Raw genomic sequence first — 18,855 nt, 5'->3', positions numbered from 1 at the left:
ACTTCTATTATGGTTCACGCAAAGTAGGAAGAAGTGCGAAGGACCCCAAGGAAGATGGAATGCTTCTTTATTCAGTTCCGACTGATGTAGCAGCATTTGACGATAGTCAAATCTCTTTGTGAAACTCAAAAAGTCTACAATAGATGTGAAAGGACAGAAATTAATAGGAATGATTTGATTGAAATTTATTCAAAAACCTCTGTGAAACTCAGTGATACAGATCCTTTCCCTTTCCTCCCCCAAAAACAAAAGGGCAACTTTTTCAAGCTGCCCCTTTCAAATCGGTTTATGAGAATTACGTATTAAACGTAAATTTCCGTGTTAAATAATGTAGTTCAAGACCTTCAATAAGTTAATGTAATATTAAGAACCGCAAGAAATACAGCCATCTTCCATAGTACACGTCATACCTTCAGATATTCCATCTGCCAACATTTCAGGTTGGGAAGTAGTTCTGTTAGACATGTTCAAATCCATTTCTACTTCGATCTCTTCAACGACAGATGCAACGATTGGTTTATCGACGTACTTCTGCTGATGTTGATCTCCTAGTGTAAACTTGATAGGGTCTACTGCTGCTTTGCTTCTTAAATAATACATACCAGTCTTCAGGCCCTTACTCCATGCATAGAAGTGCATTGATGAAAGTTTGCTGAAAGTCGGACTTTCTACAAATAAATTCAAACTTTGGCTTTGACAGATAAATGCACCACGATCAGCTGACTGATCGATGATCACTTTCTGACTTAATTCGTAAGCCGTCTTATATAGATCTTTGATGTGCTGAGGAATGTTATGGATCTGTTGAATAGATCCATTATGCATCATCAGTTGTTCTTTCATTTCATTGTTCCAAAGACCTAATCCTATCAGGTCATTCAAAAGGTGTTTATTGACTACGATGTATTGACCACTTAAAGTCCTTCTGGTATAGAAGTTACTATTGTATGGTTCGAAACATTCATTGTTGCCAAGAATCTGACTTGTACTTGCAGTTGGCATTGGAGCTAATAATAAACTGTTTCTGACACCATTTTTCTTGATCTCAGCTTTCAATCCTGCCCAATCCCAACGATCAGAAGGAATAGCTCCCCACATGTCATACTGAAGTATTCCTTTACTTACAGGGCTTCCTTCGTAACTTGAATAAGCACCATATTGCGCAGCCAATGCATTTGATTCAGTCAATGCTGCAAAATATATTGTTTCAAATATATCTTTGTTCATCGTTCTTGCCTCAGCACTATCAAACGGATATCTCATCAAAATGAATGCATCAGCCAATCCTTGCACGCCAATTCCTATAGGTCTATGACGCAAGTTGCTGTTAGCAGCTTCCGGAATAGGATAGTAGTTAATGTCTATGACCTTGTTCAGGTTACGAGTAACTACTCTTGTGATATCATATAATTTCTGGTAATCAAATGCGCCATTTTCTACAAATCTTGAAAGATTGATAGAGGCAAGATTACACACAGCTACTTCATCAGGAGAAGTATATTCCATGATTTCTGTACACAAGTTGCTGGACTTGATCGTACCAAGATTCATCTGGTTTGATTTTTTATTTGCAGCATCTTTATATAATAGGTAAGGTGTACCCGTTTCAATTTGTGATTCAAGTATGGTAAACCAAAGTTCCTGTGCTTTTATTTGCTTCCGTGCTTTTCCTTCAGCTTCATATTTATGGTACAATGCTTCGAATTCGCCACCATATACTTCATCAAGACCAGGTGCTTCGCTAGGATCAAACAACGACCACATAGCATCTGCCTTCACTCTTTCCATGAATAAGTCACAGATCCACATAGCATAGAAAAGATCTCTGGCGCGCATTTCTTCTTTACCGTGATTTTTCTTCAACTGTAAGAAGTCCTGGATGTCAGCATGCCATGGTTCAAGATAAACGGCAAAGGCACCTTTTCTCTTTCCACCCCCTTGGTCTACATAAGAAGCTGTATTGTTGAATACTCTCAACATAGGTACGATACCGTTGCTGGTTCCTCCTGTGCCTTTGATATAAGATCCTGTAGCTCTGATGTTATGGATGCTCAATCCGATACCGCCCGCAGATTGACTGATTTTAGCACATCTTGTCAATGTTTCATAAATGCCTGTGATACTATCTTCAGTCATTGAAAGCAAGAAACATGAGGATAATTGTGGTTTTGGTGTACCTGCATTGAAGAGGGTAGGAGTAGCATGAATAAACCATTTCTCCGACATTAGATTGTAAGTCTCTATCGCTGCATCCACATCTTGTTGGTGGATTCCGATTGCTGCTCTCATGAGCAAGTGCTGAGGCCGCTCTACCACTTCGCCATTTGCTCTCATTAAGTATGATTTCTCCAGTGTTTTGAAGCCGAAGTAATCGAATACAAAATCTCTGTCATAAATAATGGCAGAATCCAGTTTCTCTCTGTTGTCTCTTATAATAGCCATGATATCATCGGCGATCAAGGATGCTTTTTGGTTATTTTTTGGATCTATATAGTTATAAAGTATCTCCATCGTCGCACTGAACGACTTGTTGGTATTTTTGTGTAAGTTGGAGATAGCTATTCTTGCTGCAAGTAAAGAGTAGTCAGGGTGTGTGGCAGCCATAGTCGCTGCAGTTTCTGCTGCCAGATTATCCAGTTCGGTAGTAGATACTCCGTCATAGATACTTTTAATAACGTGTTTTGCGATTTCTACAGGTTCTACGAATTCCTGATTGATTCCGTAGCATAGTTTTTTTACACGTGCTGTGATTTTGTCAAAACTGACGGCTTCAGCGGAGCCATTTCTTTTTATAACCTTCATTGTGATGCGAAAAAAATGTTAATAAATAGTTTTCTTATTAAAATTCGGCGTCTATAGTAAAATTCTTAGACGAGCCGACTTGCTCTCCATTGGAAACTCCGCTTTTGGAGTAATCACCCACTTTTCTTTCAAAAAAGTTTGTTTTTCCTTGGAGGGAGAGCATCTCCATGAAAGGGAATGGATTCTTGGCATTGTAAACACGAGGGTTGCCAAGAGATACTAGTAATCTATCCGCTACAAACTCAATGTATTCACACATGAGATCAGCGTTCATGCCGATAAGGCCTACCGGCAAGGATTCTGTTACAAATTCTTTCTCGATCACTACTGCATCAGTAATGATCTTTTCAAGTATAGATTTGTCAAGTTTGTTGACGATGTGTTGATTGTATAACAAGCAAGCAAAGTCACAGTGCAATCCCTCATCGCGAGAGATCAATTCGTTGGAGAAGCTAAGGCCTTTCATGATCCCTCGTTTAGCCAACCAGAAAATAGAACAGAATGAGCCACTAAAGAAAATACCTTCTACAGCTGCGAATGCAATAAGTCTTTCTGCAAATGATCCATTATCTATCCATCGCAAAGCCCAGTCAGCCTTTTTCTTAACAGCCGGGATGTTGTCGATAGCGTTAAAGAGGTAATCTCTTTCTGCAGAGTCTTTAATATATGTATTGATCAACAGGGAGTAAGTTTCAGAATGGATATTCTCCATCATGATCTGGAAGCCGTAGAAAAATTTAGCTTCAGTATATTGTACTTCGCGAACGAAGTTTTCAGCAATGTTTTCATTGACTATACCATCACTTGCAGCAAAAAATGCAAGGACGTTTTTAATGAAATGGCGTTCATTGTCGGATAACTTCTCCCAATCTTGAAGGTCTTCAGTCAAATGTATTTCTTCGGCAGTCCAAAAAGTCGATTCGTGCTTTTTGTACATTTGCCAGATGTCATCATGCTGTATGGGAAAAATCACAAACCTTCCCGGGTTTTCTGTTAGTATTGGTTCCTGTTTGTTCATGGTCGGTTATAAAATAGATAATTAAGCTTTTTGGTCGGTTGGGGGCACAAAAGTAATCTGATTTCTCAGCCTTCCAAAAGTAATTATTGAAAAAAGTAATATATGTTTTTCTGTGTATACGTATTCATTGTTCTACTAAATACATATGAGATCAAAGGGCATGAAATATTTTTTACATTTCCAAAAAAAAGTGTTTTGGGACAAACAATTTTGTTATAAGGAAATATCTCTGCCTTTGATGGTGCTAAGATATTCACATTAAAGTTTTTTTCATATCAAATTTACCAACATATGTTAGTAACTTTGATAAAATGTTGATTACCACACATATAAAAATTTATTGTAATGTTAGCAATGAAATGCAGAATGTGTACAACTGTTTGTAACCTGTTTAAAAGTACGATATTTACTCACATTCAACGATTTTTAACATATATTTTTTAAAAAAATTTGTCCGTTATCCCCTGACAGGTTTTGACTTTGGGAATCCGCTTTCCAACACTATTAATATAGTCTCATTCCGATAAATGATGTTTCATAGGACAACTTTTCTTACTTTGGAGTAAAATAGAGCAATCGAATACCTCCTTTAATCATGAAATACATTTTCTTTCTGCTTTTAACATGGAATGCGTATCATCATGCACATGCCCAACAAGAGACCACTAAGATCTACCTCCTTAGACATGCAGAGAAAGACACTACAATAAAGCAAGACCCATCACTGACAAAAGAAGGCGTAGAAAGAAGTGAGCGATTATCTAATTTGCTAAAAGAAGTGCCGGTCGACAAGTTGTTTTCAACAAATGCCAGAAGGACAAAACAAACACTCTTACCGCTGAGCATATCAAAAGGGTTGGCTATTGATTTCTACGATTCTAAAGATTCGATGAGTATGGAAAAATTATATAGCCTGATAAAATATAAAACAACGGTCATCGCGGGACATAGCAATACCATACCTGACCTAGTGAATGCGCTTATTGGGCAGGAAGTATATCCTGAAATGGATGAATCGGAATTTGGAAAAATATGGGTACTGACATTCTATAAGATGCACCTTGTAGATTGCAGCGTTTTTAATTATTGATAACCAGAGATTTAGATTATATTAGCAAAATTTCAAGACTTTGTATATGAAATTATTTTTGAAATATTATATCCTCCTCTCGTGTTTGATCTCTTCCTCTTTTTGTTCAATCTCACGTATGAGTGCCCAGGTAAATGATACCATTCTATTGGACAAATACTGCAATTTGGCGGTCGATTATGGGAGTAACAACAGGGATAGCGCAATTATTTGTTCCAAAATTGCAATAGGTCTGGCAGAAAAATTGAACCAAAAATTTTACAAAGCAACCGCACTTTGCGATCTCGGATACAATTACATTTTAAATGTAGATTATAGTAATGCATTAGCGAATTTATTGATCGCTAAAAAAATGGCAGAGGATGTAAACATTGGTAAAAACATTGTTAAAACTACTTATTTAGAATACTACTTCACTCCAGGAGATCCCGAAAAAAACAGAAATCATTTACTCATTTACATCAAGAATAATATCGCGATAAGTTATGGTGGCATGGGAAATCATGATAAACAATTGTCAGAACTTAGAGAGAATCTTACTGTAGTGAACTCAATGAACAGTTTATCCCAGAAATATATAGTTACCAACAATATTGCTGTAGCATTTTTAGGCACGGATAAACTTGATTCAGCTCTTTATTATGAATTAAAAGCAAATGAATTAGAAATAAAATTAGGGGACAAATCCAATCTTGGCAAATCAAATTATTTACTTGGGGAGATTTATACAGGCATGAAAAATTACCAACTTGCTAAGAGAAATTACTTAAATGCCTTGCAAGAACAATTTAAGAGTAATAATATCAACGACCTAGCAGAAACCCAGATGAGCTTGGGCAAGCTATACAGAAATATGGACATGTTGGATTCAAGTCTTTATTATGTCAGGGAAAGTATGATCAATTTCAAATCAATGGGAATGGATGACGATGAGTTGGAAGAAGTTTTTCAGACACTTTCTCTGGTCTTCAAAGACAAAAACAACCTGGACAGTGCCTACTTTTATCTGCGGTTGGCAAAAGATGTAAGAGACTCTCTTTCTTTAAAAGAGCTAAATACTGTGACCAACTTTCATAATATGAATTTTGAAGAACAGGTCAGGACCACAGAAATGGAGACAGAAAAAATAAAAACTAAAAACAGAAATCAGATCCTATTGCTAATCCTGGGGCTGGTGTTTTTTTCCGTCATTGCTTTTATTTTATATAGAAGCAATACCAATAAAAAGAAAGCAAACGATTTACTAGCACAACAAAAACAAAAGATTGAAAAAACGCTAGATGAATTGAAGGCGACTCAAAATCAACTCATCCAATCTGAAAAAATGGCATCCCTAGGTGAACTTACTGCCGGTATAGCTCACGAGATCCAAAACCCACTCAACTTTGTCAATAATTTCAGTGAGTTAAGTAATGAGTTGATGGAAGAGATGGTAGTGGAACTAAACAATGGTGATATCACAGAAGCCATAGCAATTTCAGCAGACATTAGCCAAAATTTGGAAAAAATAAACCATCATGGCAAAAGAGCTGATGCCATTGTAAAAGGGATGTTGCAACACAGCCGCAGCAGCAGTGGTCAGAAAGAGCCAACGGATATCAATGCCTTGTGCGATGAATATCTGAGACTATCCTACCATGGCCTCAGAGCAAAGGATAAATCTTTCAATGCGACTTTAAAAACCGATTTTGACGAGCGTATTGTAAGTATCAACATTGTTCCACAAGATATTGGGAGGGTAGTCTTAAACCTCTTGACTAATGCATTTTATGCTGTTAATGAGCGCAAGGACGCATTGCATGCGTCCCAAGATGTCCATAATTATGAACCAACCGTATCCATTATCACCAAAAAGTTAGATGATAAAATTGAAATAAGCGTTAGCGACAACGGCAACGGCATGACTCAAAGCACTATAGACAAAATATTCCAGCCTTTCTTTACGACAAAACCTACCGGACAGGGCACCGGATTGGGTTTAAGTCTCAGTTATGATATAATAACCAAAGGCCATGCAGGTACTTTGGAGGTGGAATCCGAGGAAGGAGCAGGCTCAGTATTTACCATTAGAATATAATTAATAATTAGATATCTTTACAAATCAATGAAAGCAAAGTCGATAAAAGGTACTTCACACGACGATATTTATGCAGCGCTGCATAAAAGCATGGAGGATGGTTTTGCACCTACCCTCGCTATAGTATTTATTTCCATAAAAAAAGACAGAAACGTAATTGCTGAATTGTTGAGTCAAAATGACATTGATATATTTGGTGTTACTTCATCCGGAGAGTTCATTGATGGCCATCAGAGCGAAGGAGAAATCGCTATTTTATTACTCGATCTGTCGCGTGATTCATATTCTATTTTATATGAAGATATTGGTGGAAGAAGCATTGAAACTACTTCCAAACGGATAGCTGAAGATGCCTTGTCTTTATTTAGAAACCCAAAAATGATTGTTTGTAGTACGGGATGTAATATTAAAGGAGAATTTTTTGATGGTGTGACACTGGTAAATAGTATTGAGAAAGCAATCGGATCAGAAAGAGTATTTTTCGGCGGTATGGCCGGAGATGATATGACTCTAAGCGGAAGTTATGTATTTACACATCATAAAGAGACGGATCATGGAATAATTGGACTCGTTCTGGATGAGGATAAAGTCTCATTGCAAGGAATGGCCATTACAGGATGGAAACCGATGGGCATATCTAGAAAAGTCACTAAGAGTGTCGGTAATTTAGTCTATACGATAGATGACAAACCTGCAGTTGAGATGTATATGAAATATCTCGGTAAGGGTGAAAAAGCAAATGACGAGGATTTTAATTTACTACAAGAACTTTCCTTCCATTTTCCTTTTATTGTAGACAGAGATGAAGGTGAAACTGTAATAAAATCTCCGTTAAGTATTGACTATAAAGAAAACGCTTTGTTCATGGACATGGAAATGCCCGAAGGCTCAACATTTTGGTTTTCCACACCTCCCGAGTTCGATATTGTAGAAGAAATAATTGAGGAGGCTACAAAACTCAAAAATTCAACGCAAGCAGAGGCCGATGCATTACTGATATTTTCGTGCGCAGGAAGACATCCTGCATTAGGTCCGCTAGTAACTCAGGAAAATGATGGTTTGGCGGAAGTCTGGCAAGCCCCTATGGCAGGCTTTTTTACTTATGGAGAATTTGGGAGGGCCAAAAACGGAAAGCAAAATTTTCATTCTACTGCTTGCTGTTGGGTAGTGTTAAAAGAAAAGTAGAACTAATTATTAATGGTGAATTGTTAATGGTTAATGAGAAAAAATGAAGGAGAATGTAATCAAAACAAAAAGTTTTGCTTTTGCGCTTCTGGTAATTAAATTATATCAATACCTGCTGGTTGAAAAGAAAGAATATATCCTCAGCAAGCAATTGCTGAGAAGCGGAACATCTATTGGAGCAAATGTTAGAGAAGCTGATAAAAGCAGAAAGCAATCCGGATTTTATTCATAAATTAGCAATTGCACAAAAAGAAGCCAATGAAGCAGAATATTGGATTGAACTTTTATATCAATCAGAATATTTGGATAAACAACAGTACGAGTCTATTTTCCAGGATATAACAGAAATAAGGAAACTCCTAACATCTATTATAAAAACATCCAAACTAAAAAAAACATGACTATTCAAAAATTAACCATTTACAATTATCAATTAACAATTACCTAATTTGAAAGCAAAATCAATTAAAGGAAGATCATTAAATGAAATTAAAACAGGTCTTGAAAAAAGTATTTCCGATGGGTTCAAGCCAACGCTTGCATTTGTATTTTTATCTGTAAATCAAGACAGGCGATCCATAACTGCGCTTTTTGATGCAGAAAAAATAAGTATTTACGGAATTACAACTCATGGGGAGTTTATCGATGAAGAATCTGAAATGGGTACTATAGTCATTTTATTATTGGACTTAAACAAAAACTATTTTCATATTTACTTAGAAGAATATCCGGAGAAAAACTATCGTGAAGTAGCAAAACGTGTTGCACTTCAAGCAAAAGAAAAATTTCCAAGGCCGGCTTTTTTTATAGGAGGTTCAAATATCGAAACGGATGCTGAAGCACTGTTGTATGGATTCGAAGATGCAATAGGCAACGATGTCAATGTTTTTGGCGGCATGGCGGGTGACGATTTTTCTTTTTCTGAACAATTTGTATTTACCAATGGCAAAGAAAGCAACATTGGTTTGGTGTGTATTGCTTTCGATGAAGACAAGATCAGTATAAATGGAAAAGCTACCTGTGGCTGGAAACCGGTGGGCACAGAGCGTACTGTGACTAAAAGCATTGGCAACCATGTATATACAATAGATGGGATTCCGGCACTCGACATTACAGCAAAGTATGGTGGCATAGAAAACCTTTCGGAAGAAAATGAGGGTCTGGCAATGGAATTAGCTACACAATTTCCATTACAACTACAAAAAGATTTCGGAGATCCGGTCATGCGTCCTGCGCTAAAAATTGACTGGAGCGATCATTCTTACTACTGCAGCGGTTCTGTCCCTGAAGGAAGTAAGGTTCGCTTTTCACTTCCTCCCGATTTTGATGTGATGGATAAGGTTATTCAAAATACCATAGAAGTAAAAAAAACTGAAATGCCTGAAGTAGATGCCCTGATTATATTTAGTTGCGGCGGAAGATTTATAGCATTTGGGCCACTTATGAAAATGGAAATAGAAGGCATTCAAAATGTCTGGAATGCACCTATGGCAGGAATGTTTAGCATGGCTGAGCTCGGAAGGTCCACTGGTGGTAATTTGGAAATGCATAATATGACTACTTGTGTGGTCACATTGAAAGAAAAATAAATGTCTGTTTTTATTTATTTCTAATTTATAATTTCTGCAGATAATTTTCTGAATTAATGAATCAACACTTACAAAATATATTAAATTTAATTCAACAGGATGAACAGTTATCGGCTGAGCTAAAAGAAGCCATTTCCAAATCACTGAAAGAAGCCAATAAAGAATTAGAAATAACTTCTTTTAAACTTGACAGAACAGAAAAAGTAAAACGCACCACCGCTATACTGCTTGAAGAAACCATCGAAGAACTTGAGCAAAAAAGTAAAGTAATCGAGCAAAGTAACGTTGCTTTACAAAAGTCCCTGGAAGAACTGAAGGCTGCACAAACCCAACTCATCCAATCCGAAAAAATGGCCTCCCTTGGAGAGCTCACTGCCGGCATCGCCCATGAAATTCAAAACCCACTTAATTTCGTGAATAATTTCTCTGAATTAAGCAATGAATTGATTGATGAAATGAATATTGAATTAAATAAAGGTGATATTGAAGAAGCAAAAGCAATTGCAGCAGATGTAAAACAAAATTTAGAAAAAATCAACCATCACGGCAAGCGGGCAGATGCCATTGTAAAAGGCATGCTGCAACACAGCAGAAAAACTGAGGGACAAAAGGAGCCTACTGACATTAATGTTTTGTGTGATGAATATTTACGATTGAGTTATCACGGTCTTCGTGCCAAAGACAAATCGTTCAATGCAACTTTGATCACGGATTTTGATGAAAGCATTGGTAATGTCAATATCATCCCTCAGGATATTGGAAGAGTTATTTTGAATTTAATTAACAATGCATTCTATGCGGTGAATGAACATAGAGAAGCATTGTATGTATCTAATGATGCAAATGCATATGAACCAATTGTTTCCATCAGTACAAAAAAATTTGCTGATAAGGTAGAAATACGAGTTACAGATAATGGAAATGGAATTCCTGAATCAGTTAAAGAAAAGATATTTCAACCCTTCTTTACAACTAAGCCCACCGGGCAGGGAACTGGACTTGGGTTAAGTCTTAGTTATGATATAATAAGAGCGCACGGAGGAGAAATAAGGGTAGATTCAAAAGAAGAAAGAGGAACTGAATTTACGATTAAGATACCAATTGTCTGAATCACAGATTAATTGGATTATAGGATTGCACGGAATAGAATAAAGATGGTTGAATTAATATATAAAGATATAACCGAGATATTTATTGGAGCATTCTTTAAAGAGTATAAGTTATTAAAGGGCTGGTACTATTAGATTGAATCAGTGAAATCTACAAATCTTTTTAAATCCGTGATTCTGACTGGTTATGATATAGTGAAAGCGCATGGTTGAGAAATACAAGTAGAAACAAAAGAAAATGAAGGCACAGCGTTTATACTTGAATTACCTATTGTCTGATCGGCGCATATACTGTGATCTAGAAAAATGTAACTACAACTACTTTGATTTGATAAAATCGATTTAATTAAATGGTATGAGAAAATTATTCTTGCTTCTTTCTTTCCTTACAGTAACACTTCTTGCTACTGCGCAGAACTCTCAAATCGACAAGCTAAAAAAGAAGCTGGACAGCCACAAACAGCAGGATACGATTCGTGTAAAACTGCTGATCGAATTGGCCTATGAATTGCGGCCACAGCCTAACGAAAGAAAAAAATATGCAGCCGAAGCATTGGCTATTTCCCAAAAAATTAAGTACGTAAACGGGCAGGGTTTTACTTTTTCACTTTTAGCTGATGCTGCATTCAGTATGAAAAATGAGTCCGAAAGTAAAGTCATGTTCCATCTTGCAGATTCCATTGCTAAGCTAACCGGTAGCCCGGAATTAAAGGCAGATATACTTTATAGAAAAACTAATCTTGAAACTAATTTAGCAAAAAGATATATTCTTTTGCAGGAAGCTTATTCGCTCGCAAAAAAAACGAACTGGTTTAAATTACAAGCAGCCATTCTCCAAAATATGGCCTCAATTTCCACGGATGAATTGGATGCAAAAAGGCTTTTCATGCAAGCAGATTCATTATACCAAAAAGCAGGTGACATTGTACCTCAGGCAAGTGTTTCCGTTATAATTGCATTTACCACTAAAAATTTAAAGGAGCGAAAGACCTACATAAACAAAGCGATTTCCCTTGCAGAAAAAAGTGGTGACCTTATTTTTCTGGCAGATGTGTTACAATTTATTGGAAACCGAATGAGAGCAACCAGTGATAAAGAGGCACTAACCTACTATCTAAAGGCGGAAGAAACAGCCCTAAAATCCGGAGACAAAGTGAAGTTATCTAAGGTGCAAAATTCTATCGGGTATTATTTTTCGGCTATGCTCAGTGACTATGCCAGGGCAATGGAATATTACCTCAAAGAACTCAACTCGGCGGAAATCGCAAATGACACACTGAGCCTAATCACTAGTTGGATTGACCTGGGAACATTATACGCTTACCTGGGCGACCCGGGCAACGCAATCAGTTATTTTTAAAAGCAGAAAAAGCCAATAAAAAATTAGGCGATAAGCAAATTGAATTCAACCTGCAAACGTCACTTGGAGAGAACTACCGCCTTTCAGGAAAATATCCCGAAGCCATCAAAGCATACAATGACGCAAAAGAAGCATATAAATCACGTTTTGCATATATTAATGAAAGTAATATTGCCGATGTGTATACAAGAATGGGCAGTTTAGATTCAGCTTTTTACTATGCTTTCAAATCTCTGAAGGTCGAAAACGAAAATGGTGATATTGGTACGAAAGCATTTACTTATGACATACTCTCCCGTGCCTATCTCAAGAAAAATAGGGTGGACAGTGCCATTTATTATGGCAAGTTGGGCCTGGCAGCAGCAAAAGAAACCGGTACCATTGAGTTTATGCGAGACAACACGCTGGCACTCGCTGATGCTTATGCTGCGAAAAAGGATTTTGCAAATGCCTATGCAAACCAACTGCTCTACATGAACTATCGGGACAGCATGATGAATGAGGAAGTACGCAATAGAACAGCGGTGCAGCAATACACTTTTAATTTAGATAAAAAAGAGGCCCAAATAAGTGTGCTGAATGAGCAAAAGAAAGGTCAGCGCAACATGTTAATTGGAGCAGTGGCTTTATTGGCATTAATACTCGCTGTTGCTGGTTTGTTAATGCGCAATAACCACCAAAAGCAAAAAGCAAATACACTCTTAGAAAAACAAAAACAGGAGATCAATGAGAAAGCGCAGAATGTAGAATTGCTAAGTGATGTCGGCCGCAAGATTACCTCTTCCCTATCCATCGAAAAAATAATTGGTACTGTGTATAAAAATGTAAACACCTTAATGGATGCCAATGTTTTTGGAATTGGAATTTATAATGAAACTTTAAAAAGAATTGAATTTACTTCGACGTATGAAAATGGAGAACCGCTTCCATTTTATGCCAATGCCATTGATGATGAAAGCCGTTTTGGCGCTGTTTGTTTTAAAGAAGGCAAAGAGATCATTATCAATAATCTTGATGAACAATATAAAGATCATATACAAGAAGTAGCGACGCCTGATCAGGGCGGACAACCGGAGTCCATTATTTTTCTTCCCTTAATAAGTAAAGCAGGAAAATTAGGTGTGCTTACGGTGCAAAGTTTTCAAAAAAATGCGTATTCGGATTACCAACTTTTTATGCTTCGGAACATTGCCACCTACACTACCATTGCCATAGAAAACGCCGAAGCTTATGATGAATTAAACAATACACTCTCAACACTTAAATTAGCACAAACCCAACTCATCCAATCCGAAAAAATGGCCTCACTCGGAGAGCTCACTGCCGGCATCGCCCACGAGATCCAAAATCCTCTTAATTTCGTCAATAATTTCTCTGAATTAAGCAATGAATTAATCGATGAGATGAATGCTGAGCTTGATAAAGGCGATATTGAAGAAGCAAAAGCAATTGCAATAGATGTAAAACAAAATTTAGATAAAATAAACCATCACGGTAAACGAGCCGATGCTATTGTAAAAGGTATGCTGCAACACAGCAGAAAGACGGATGGGCAAAAGGAACCCACTGACATCAATGCCTTATGTGATGAATATTTGCGATTGAGCTATCATGGTCTAAGGGCAAAGGACAAATCTTTCAACGCAACTTTCAAGACAGATTTTGACGGGAGTATCGGCAATATAAATATCATTCCACAAGATATTGGTAGAGTTATTTTGAATTTAATAAACAATGCATTCTATGCGGTGAATGAGCATAGAGACGCATTGTATGCGTCTAATGATGCAAATGCATACGAACCAACTGTTTCAATTAGTACAAAGCAGATTGGAGATAAAGTCGAAATTAAAGTAACCGACAACGGCAACGGCATTCCTCAAAACATTGTTGATAAAATATTCCAACCGTTTTTTACGACTAAACCTACAGGACAAGGCACAGGATTGGGTTTGAGTTTGAGTTATGATATTATAAAGGCACATGGCGGGGACATAAAAGTCGAGAGTAAAGAGGGAGAAGGAAGTTCCTTTATCATTATATTACCAGCTTGACATGTATCGTGCCGCTGGCACTTATCGCGGGGTCTGGCGGGTACAACCCAGAATAAATTCTGGAGTTAAAAGATAAAATCAGGCCTATGGCCTTTCGCCTAGAAAAGCAGTCAGCTTCAATAGTGAACAAGAGGCATAGCCTCGACACCATTTTGTAAAAAAGGGTTTCAACCCTTTGTAAAAGAGCCATCGGCTCGTCACATATAAACTATAAAAAATGGCAAATACATACCACCAAATCTATCTCCAAACAGTCTTTGTAGTAAAGTACCGCAAAGCAGTGCTCCATCCATCCTGGCGATCAAAGGTACAGGGAGTGATAGGTAACCTTATCAATGAAACAGGTTGTAAAACCATCATAGTAAATGGAGTATAAGACCATATGCACTGTTTTCTGGGACTTAAACCATCAATATCTGTATCTGAGTTAATGAAAATAGTAAAAGCTAAATCCTCCAAGTATATCAATGACCATTCTTTAACCGCCAAAAGGTTTGAGTGGCAAAGAGGTTTTGGTGTTTTTTCTTATCGACAAAGGGATATTGATATGATCTTTAAGTATATTCAGAATTAGGAAGAACATCATAGGAAGCAAACATTCCGGGACGAATATCTGGAATTGTTAAAAGAATTTGAAATCGAATATGATGAGCAGTATATTTTTGAGGAGTTGATTTGATAATGATCGAAATTTAATTCTTTGTCTGCATGAGATGGGCCGTGCCTCCAGCACTCTTCTTTAGATCGTTGCAGAATACAACGGAATAAATTCCGGTGTTAAAAATAGAATCAAGCCTCTGGCCTTTTAGATAAATAGTGCGTTGTAATGTACCTAGATCAGAGGTATAGCCTCGACACTATACAGTAACATTTTGAAGTTAAACGATAAAATCTGGTCTCTTCCTTTCGCCTAGAAAAGTAGTCAGCTTCAATATGGAACAAGAGGCATAGCCTCGACCTATATTTAACTTAGGGTTTCAACCCTTTGTAGAAACCCGTAAGTAATAAAAGAGAGCCATCGGCTCGACACATATTATGTGCGGAACCTTGTGCTTCGCCATAAATATATGGACTTCATCCTGAGCAGCATTTCAGGCAGAGAATGAGCCAAAAATCAACTATTTCCTATTATTTTACCCTCTTCCTCATAATAATTTGTACAACATTAATATACACGGTAATTATTTTGTACTTTTATTTAACACACATTTAAAAGCTCCCCTATGTTTAAAATTATTCTATTAATTATCCTTGCCATATTTCTGGTTTCTTCAATCCTTTTTGTCATAAGATATTGGTACCTGAAAAGCAGGGCCGTTAAAAAAATTGCTTCGATCAATGTTGACGAAGTACAGGAATGGTCTGATGAATTTCTGCAGTCAAAACGAATGAGAACTGATGATCTTGCAGATGCTATCGTGAAACAGATCATGGCCACAAATGAATCTGAGAAGGTCAACCACTTGTTCCAATTAATTACAAAAAATAAATATAAATTATCGGATGATGTGCCCATTGAATTAAGAAATTATTTTACTGACACTGCGAAATTGCCGGATTGGGCTGATAAAGATTTGATAAATCTGGGTCAACAAATATACATTAGACACGGCATATGGATCAGCCTCTTATTGTCTTATAAATCGCTTCCTGAATGTTATGCCTGTGCCAAAGGCGCTGAGGTATTGCACATGACAGCAAGGTTAAATGAACGGCACGGCTCAAAAGATACTTTTTCACGTAGGATCGCTGAAACAGCCCAGTTTGTTTTATTTTGCATGGAGCCGGGTGGATTGGATGAGGATGGAAGGGGAGTAGAAGCTGCTCAAAAGTTGAGATTAATTCACGCGGTAATTCGCTATTATATCCACAAAAATAATTGGGACACAGAGACCTTTGATAAGCCTATTAATCAAGAAGATATGGCCGGCACTCTAATGTCATTTTCTTCATTGATATTTGAAGGTTTGAGCGTGCTCGGAATAGAGCTGGAGCCCTTTGAAAAAGAAGCATACATGCATTGCTGGAGGGTCGTCGGCCACCTGATAGGTCTTGATGAAGATCTAATCCCTAAAAATTCAGCAGATGCCGTCAAACTTGGCAATCGGATTTTAAAACATCAGATGGCAAATAGTCCACAGGGATCACAATTGATGAAATCTCTGCTTGATTACCAGAATACTACAAATAATAAGGCTACAGAACTGAAGAATATTGCGACCTTCAGATACATGATGGGACATGATTTATCTGATATGTTAGACATTCCACAAGCTGAACAAGTAGACATTAATAAAATTGCTGTAAAATTCCGCCGCACTACAAAGATTATGGAATGGCTGGATCATAGTTTAATTTTTGCAATGCTGATCCAAATAGTGAGCAAATTGGGAATAAATGTCGTAATTAGAAAGATGACAAAGTCCAACATCATTAACTTTTACCTCCCCAAATCATTGACGCTGGATTGGAATTTCACTAGAAAAAAATAAAATAATAGTATGAACCAGGTGCTAATTAATTTTAAAGAATATTCTACTATAGGATTAATTTTTAATGGGGTAGGTTGTTTATTTTGGGTTTTGGCTTACGCGGTACTTGTCAGAGAGATAAGAATTAAAAAGTTTGTTGAGATGCCTGCTTACGTGGCGGGAGCCAATATCGGTTGGGAGTTTGTATGGAGCTTTATATATCACCCAAACACCGGTTTATTGTATGCATTAAGTTATCAAGCAGCTTTCCTATTGGACTGTTTTATTTTCTATTCTATCTTCCGGTATGGAACAAAGCAACCAATGAATGATGATTCAAAAAAACATTTTAAATTATTTTGTATTATAAATTTCCTATTCTGGATTTGCTTTAGTTATTTTTACATGTCGGAGTCTTATGATACTGCCATTGGCGCCAATTCCGGTTACATTATCAATGTAATTCTTTCTCTGCAATGCGTTTTTATGCTGATGCAAACACAAGATACAAGTAGGTTCTCCATGCTATTGACATGGTCAAGGATGTTAGGAACCGGTTTGATCTCTGTATCCATGTTTATCTTTTATCCGGAAAGTCATTTTATTCAATTATTGGGTGTATCATGTTTAGTTTTAGACTTAAGCTTTATATATATATTATGGCAGCGACACGGTAAATTGATCTAATTTTCAATAAATTATTATGGTTAGAAAATTAATTAATTATTTTATTCCAGTAAAAATAAATAGTGATCATGCTGAACTAAGAGATAAGCGGATTTTTATTTCGGTTATTTTGATCTCTGCGCTTTTCAATTTATTGGGAATTAGAACTGCATGGGATCTTGAGATCTATCCGATAGTTTACATGTTATTATTCAATGCATTCTTTAGTATTGTTATCCTATATTTTTATAAAAATGGGTTGTCAAAAACAATAGCAGGAAATATATTTCTATTTCAATTTGAGGTTACTTTTATTGCTCAAGCGTGGCTTCAGGGAGGGGTTTTGTCGCCTGCATCAGCTGCCTTTTTTCTTTTGCCTGCCATAGCAATGCTCATCCTTGGCAAGAAGGAAGCTTTTTTTTGGATAGTGTTTACTTGCGTTACTTTAACCTTGCTTTACATTACCGAAAATTACATTGGTGCTCCCACCATAACCTATCCTTTAACTAGGCAAAAAGAGCTTTTCTTCTATTCAATTATTGCTACAAATCTTGCTATTTATTTTGTATTGCTGGTTTATGAAAATGGAAAAAACAAGGCGATCAAAGAACTTGCGGAACAGCATAAAAACTTGGTGTCAGCTCAGGATCAACTCATTCAACAAGAGAAATTAATTTCACTTGCTCAATTAACCGCAGGAATAGCACATGAAATTCAAAACCCTTTAAACTTTGTAAATAATTTCAGTGAATTAAATATCGAATTAATTAATGAATTAAATGAAGAATTAAAATTAAAAAATTACGATGAGGTTCAGATAATTCTAAAAAGCGTGCTTGAAAATCTGGAGAAGATCGGCCATCATGGTAAACGTGCGGATTCAATAGTCAAAGGCATGTTGATGCATTCCAGAACCAGTTCAGGCGCCATGGAACAGACTGACATCAATACATTGACGGATGAATATATTCGACTTTGTTATCATGGTTTGCGCGCAAAAGACAAAGCTTTTAATGCGACAATTAATACAGATTTCGACAATTCGATCGGTAAGATAAACGTGGTACCTCAGGATATCGGAAGAGTTATATTGAATCTCTTAACCAATGCATTTTATGCAGTGAATGAACATAAAGACGCATTGTATGCGTCTCATTATGCGAATACCTACGACCCAACCGTCTCCATCAGCACCAAAAAATTAGGTGATAAAATTGAAATCAGCGTGAGTGATAATGGAAATGGTATTCCTCAGTCCGTTATTGACAAAATCTTCCAGCCATTTTTTACTACCAAACCCACAGGGCAAGGCACAGGATTAGGTTTGAGTTTGAGTTATGATATTGTGAAATCTCATGGTGGTTCACTAACAGTCAAATCAAAGGAATCAGATGGAACAACTTTTACAATCATCCTACCAAATAATTTATAAAT

At 36.8% G+C, this 18,855-nt stretch carries 12 protein-coding genes and 2 pseudogenes; 12 read left to right on the top strand and 2 right to left on the bottom strand.

Translation table 11 applies throughout. The features are described from left to right. Positions 1-363 precede the first annotated feature (363 nt). The gene (locus IPI15_RS13680) at positions 364-2,802 is read right to left on the bottom strand and encodes a ribonucleoside-diphosphate reductase subunit alpha (protein WP_287403224.1); all 2,439 of its coding nucleotides are present in this window, start codon (positions 2,800-2,802) and stop codon (positions 364-366) included. A 37-nt stretch (positions 2,803-2,839) separates the two neighbouring features. After that, a complete protein-coding gene (locus IPI15_RS13675; RefSeq protein WP_287403226.1) occupies positions 2,840-3,820 on the bottom strand; it encodes a ribonucleotide-diphosphate reductase subunit beta in 981 nt (326 codons plus the stop codon). 595 nt (positions 3,821-4,415) lie between these two features. Here IPI15_RS13675 and IPI15_RS13670 point away from each other — a divergent pair. The 12 genes and pseudogenes from IPI15_RS13670 (at position 4,416) to IPI15_RS13615 (ending at position 18,853) form a co-directional block, all read left to right on the top strand. After that, on the top strand, positions 4,416-4,910 hold the full coding sequence (locus IPI15_RS13670) for a SixA phosphatase family protein (RefSeq protein ID WP_287403228.1): 495 nt from the start codon (positions 4,416-4,418) through the stop codon (positions 4,908-4,910). Positions 4,911-5,028: 118 nt separating this feature from the next. After that, the gene (locus IPI15_RS13665; RefSeq protein ID WP_287403230.1) at positions 5,029-6,987 is read left to right on the top strand and encodes an ATP-binding protein; all 1,959 of its coding nucleotides are present in this window, start codon (positions 5,029-5,031) and stop codon (positions 6,985-6,987) included. 27 nt (positions 6,988-7,014) lie between these two features. Continuing rightward, a complete protein-coding gene (locus IPI15_RS13660) occupies positions 7,015-8,172 on the top strand; it encodes an FIST signal transduction protein (RefSeq protein WP_287403232.1) in 1,158 nt (385 codons plus the stop codon). Positions 8,173-8,215: 43 nt separating this feature from the next. Beyond that, positions 8,216-8,573: pseudogene (locus IPI15_RS19860) on the top strand (four helix bundle protein). A gap of 48 nt (positions 8,574-8,621) precedes the next feature. Then, entirely contained in the window at positions 8,622-9,761 is a 1,140-nt protein-coding gene (locus IPI15_RS13650) for an FIST signal transduction protein (protein ID WP_287420725.1), read from the top strand. Positions 9,762-9,817: 56 nt separating this feature from the next. After that, the gene (locus IPI15_RS13645) at positions 9,818-10,870 is read left to right on the top strand and encodes a sensor histidine kinase (protein ID WP_287403239.1); all 1,053 of its coding nucleotides are present in this window, start codon (positions 9,818-9,820) and stop codon (positions 10,868-10,870) included. A gap of 355 nt (positions 10,871-11,225) precedes the next feature. Continuing rightward, positions 11,226-12,230, top strand: coding sequence for a hypothetical protein (locus tag IPI15_RS13640; protein WP_287420723.1), 1,005 nt, complete (start codon positions 11,226-11,228; stop codon positions 12,228-12,230). A 179-nt stretch (positions 12,231-12,409) separates the two neighbouring features. Then, positions 12,410-14,284 carry a GAF domain-containing sensor histidine kinase gene (locus IPI15_RS13635; protein ID WP_287420721.1) on the top strand — a complete coding sequence of 625 codons (1,875 nt, stop codon included), beginning with the start codon at positions 12,410-12,412 and terminating at the stop codon, positions 14,282-14,284. Between the two features lie 217 nt (positions 14,285-14,501). After that, a pseudogene (gene tnpA / locus IPI15_RS13630) lies at positions 14,502-14,963 on the top strand (IS200/IS605 family transposase). A gap of 544 nt (positions 14,964-15,507) precedes the next feature. After that, the gene (locus IPI15_RS13625; protein ID WP_287403242.1) at positions 15,508-16,776 is read left to right on the top strand and encodes an oxygenase MpaB family protein; all 1,269 of its coding nucleotides are present in this window, start codon (positions 15,508-15,510) and stop codon (positions 16,774-16,776) included. 9 nt (positions 16,777-16,785) lie between these two features. Then, entirely contained in the window at positions 16,786-17,442 is a 657-nt protein-coding gene (locus IPI15_RS13620) for a transmembrane-type terpene cyclase (protein WP_287403243.1), read from the top strand. Between the two features lie 16 nt (positions 17,443-17,458). Beyond that, positions 17,459-18,853 (top strand): sensor histidine kinase, encoded by a 1,395-nt coding sequence (locus IPI15_RS13615; protein ID WP_287403245.1) that lies wholly within the window; start codon positions 17,459-17,461, stop codon positions 18,851-18,853. Positions 18,854-18,855: the final 2 nt, after the last annotated feature.

This window comes from Candidatus Brachybacter algidus, assembly GCF_016707225.1.
GTDB lineage: Bacteria > Bacteroidota > Bacteroidia > Chitinophagales > Saprospiraceae > Parvibacillus > Parvibacillus algidus.
This window is presented reverse-complemented; position numbering and strand designations above follow the sequence as displayed.

Coding starts and splice junctions, on each gene's coding strand:
- IPI15_RS13625 (WP_287403242.1), top strand. CDS start 15,508: ATGTTTAAAATTATTCTATTAATTATCCTTGCCATATTTCTGGTTTCT.
- IPI15_RS13680 (WP_287403224.1), bottom strand. CDS start 2,802: ATGAAGGTTATAAAAAGAAATGGCTCCGCTGAAGCCGTCAGTTTTGAC.
- IPI15_RS13620 (WP_287403243.1), top strand. CDS start 16,786: ATGAACCAGGTGCTAATTAATTTTAAAGAATATTCTACTATAGGATTA.
- IPI15_RS13675 (WP_287403226.1), bottom strand. CDS start 3,820: ATGAACAAACAGGAACCAATACTAACAGAAAACCCGGGAAGGTTTGTG.
- IPI15_RS13665 (WP_287403230.1), top strand. CDS start 5,029: ATGAGTGCCCAGGTAAATGATACCATTCTATTGGACAAATACTGCAAT.
- IPI15_RS13645 (WP_287403239.1), top strand. CDS start 9,818: ATGAATCAACACTTACAAAATATATTAAATTTAATTCAACAGGATGAA.
- IPI15_RS13670 (WP_287403228.1), top strand. CDS start 4,416: ATGAAATACATTTTCTTTCTGCTTTTAACATGGAATGCGTATCATCAT.
- IPI15_RS13640 (WP_287420723.1), top strand. CDS start 11,226: ATGAGAAAATTATTCTTGCTTCTTTCTTTCCTTACAGTAACACTTCTT.
- IPI15_RS13615 (WP_287403245.1), top strand. CDS start 17,459: ATGGTTAGAAAATTAATTAATTATTTTATTCCAGTAAAAATAAATAGT.
- IPI15_RS13660 (WP_287403232.1), top strand. CDS start 7,015: ATGAAAGCAAAGTCGATAAAAGGTACTTCACACGACGATATTTATGCA.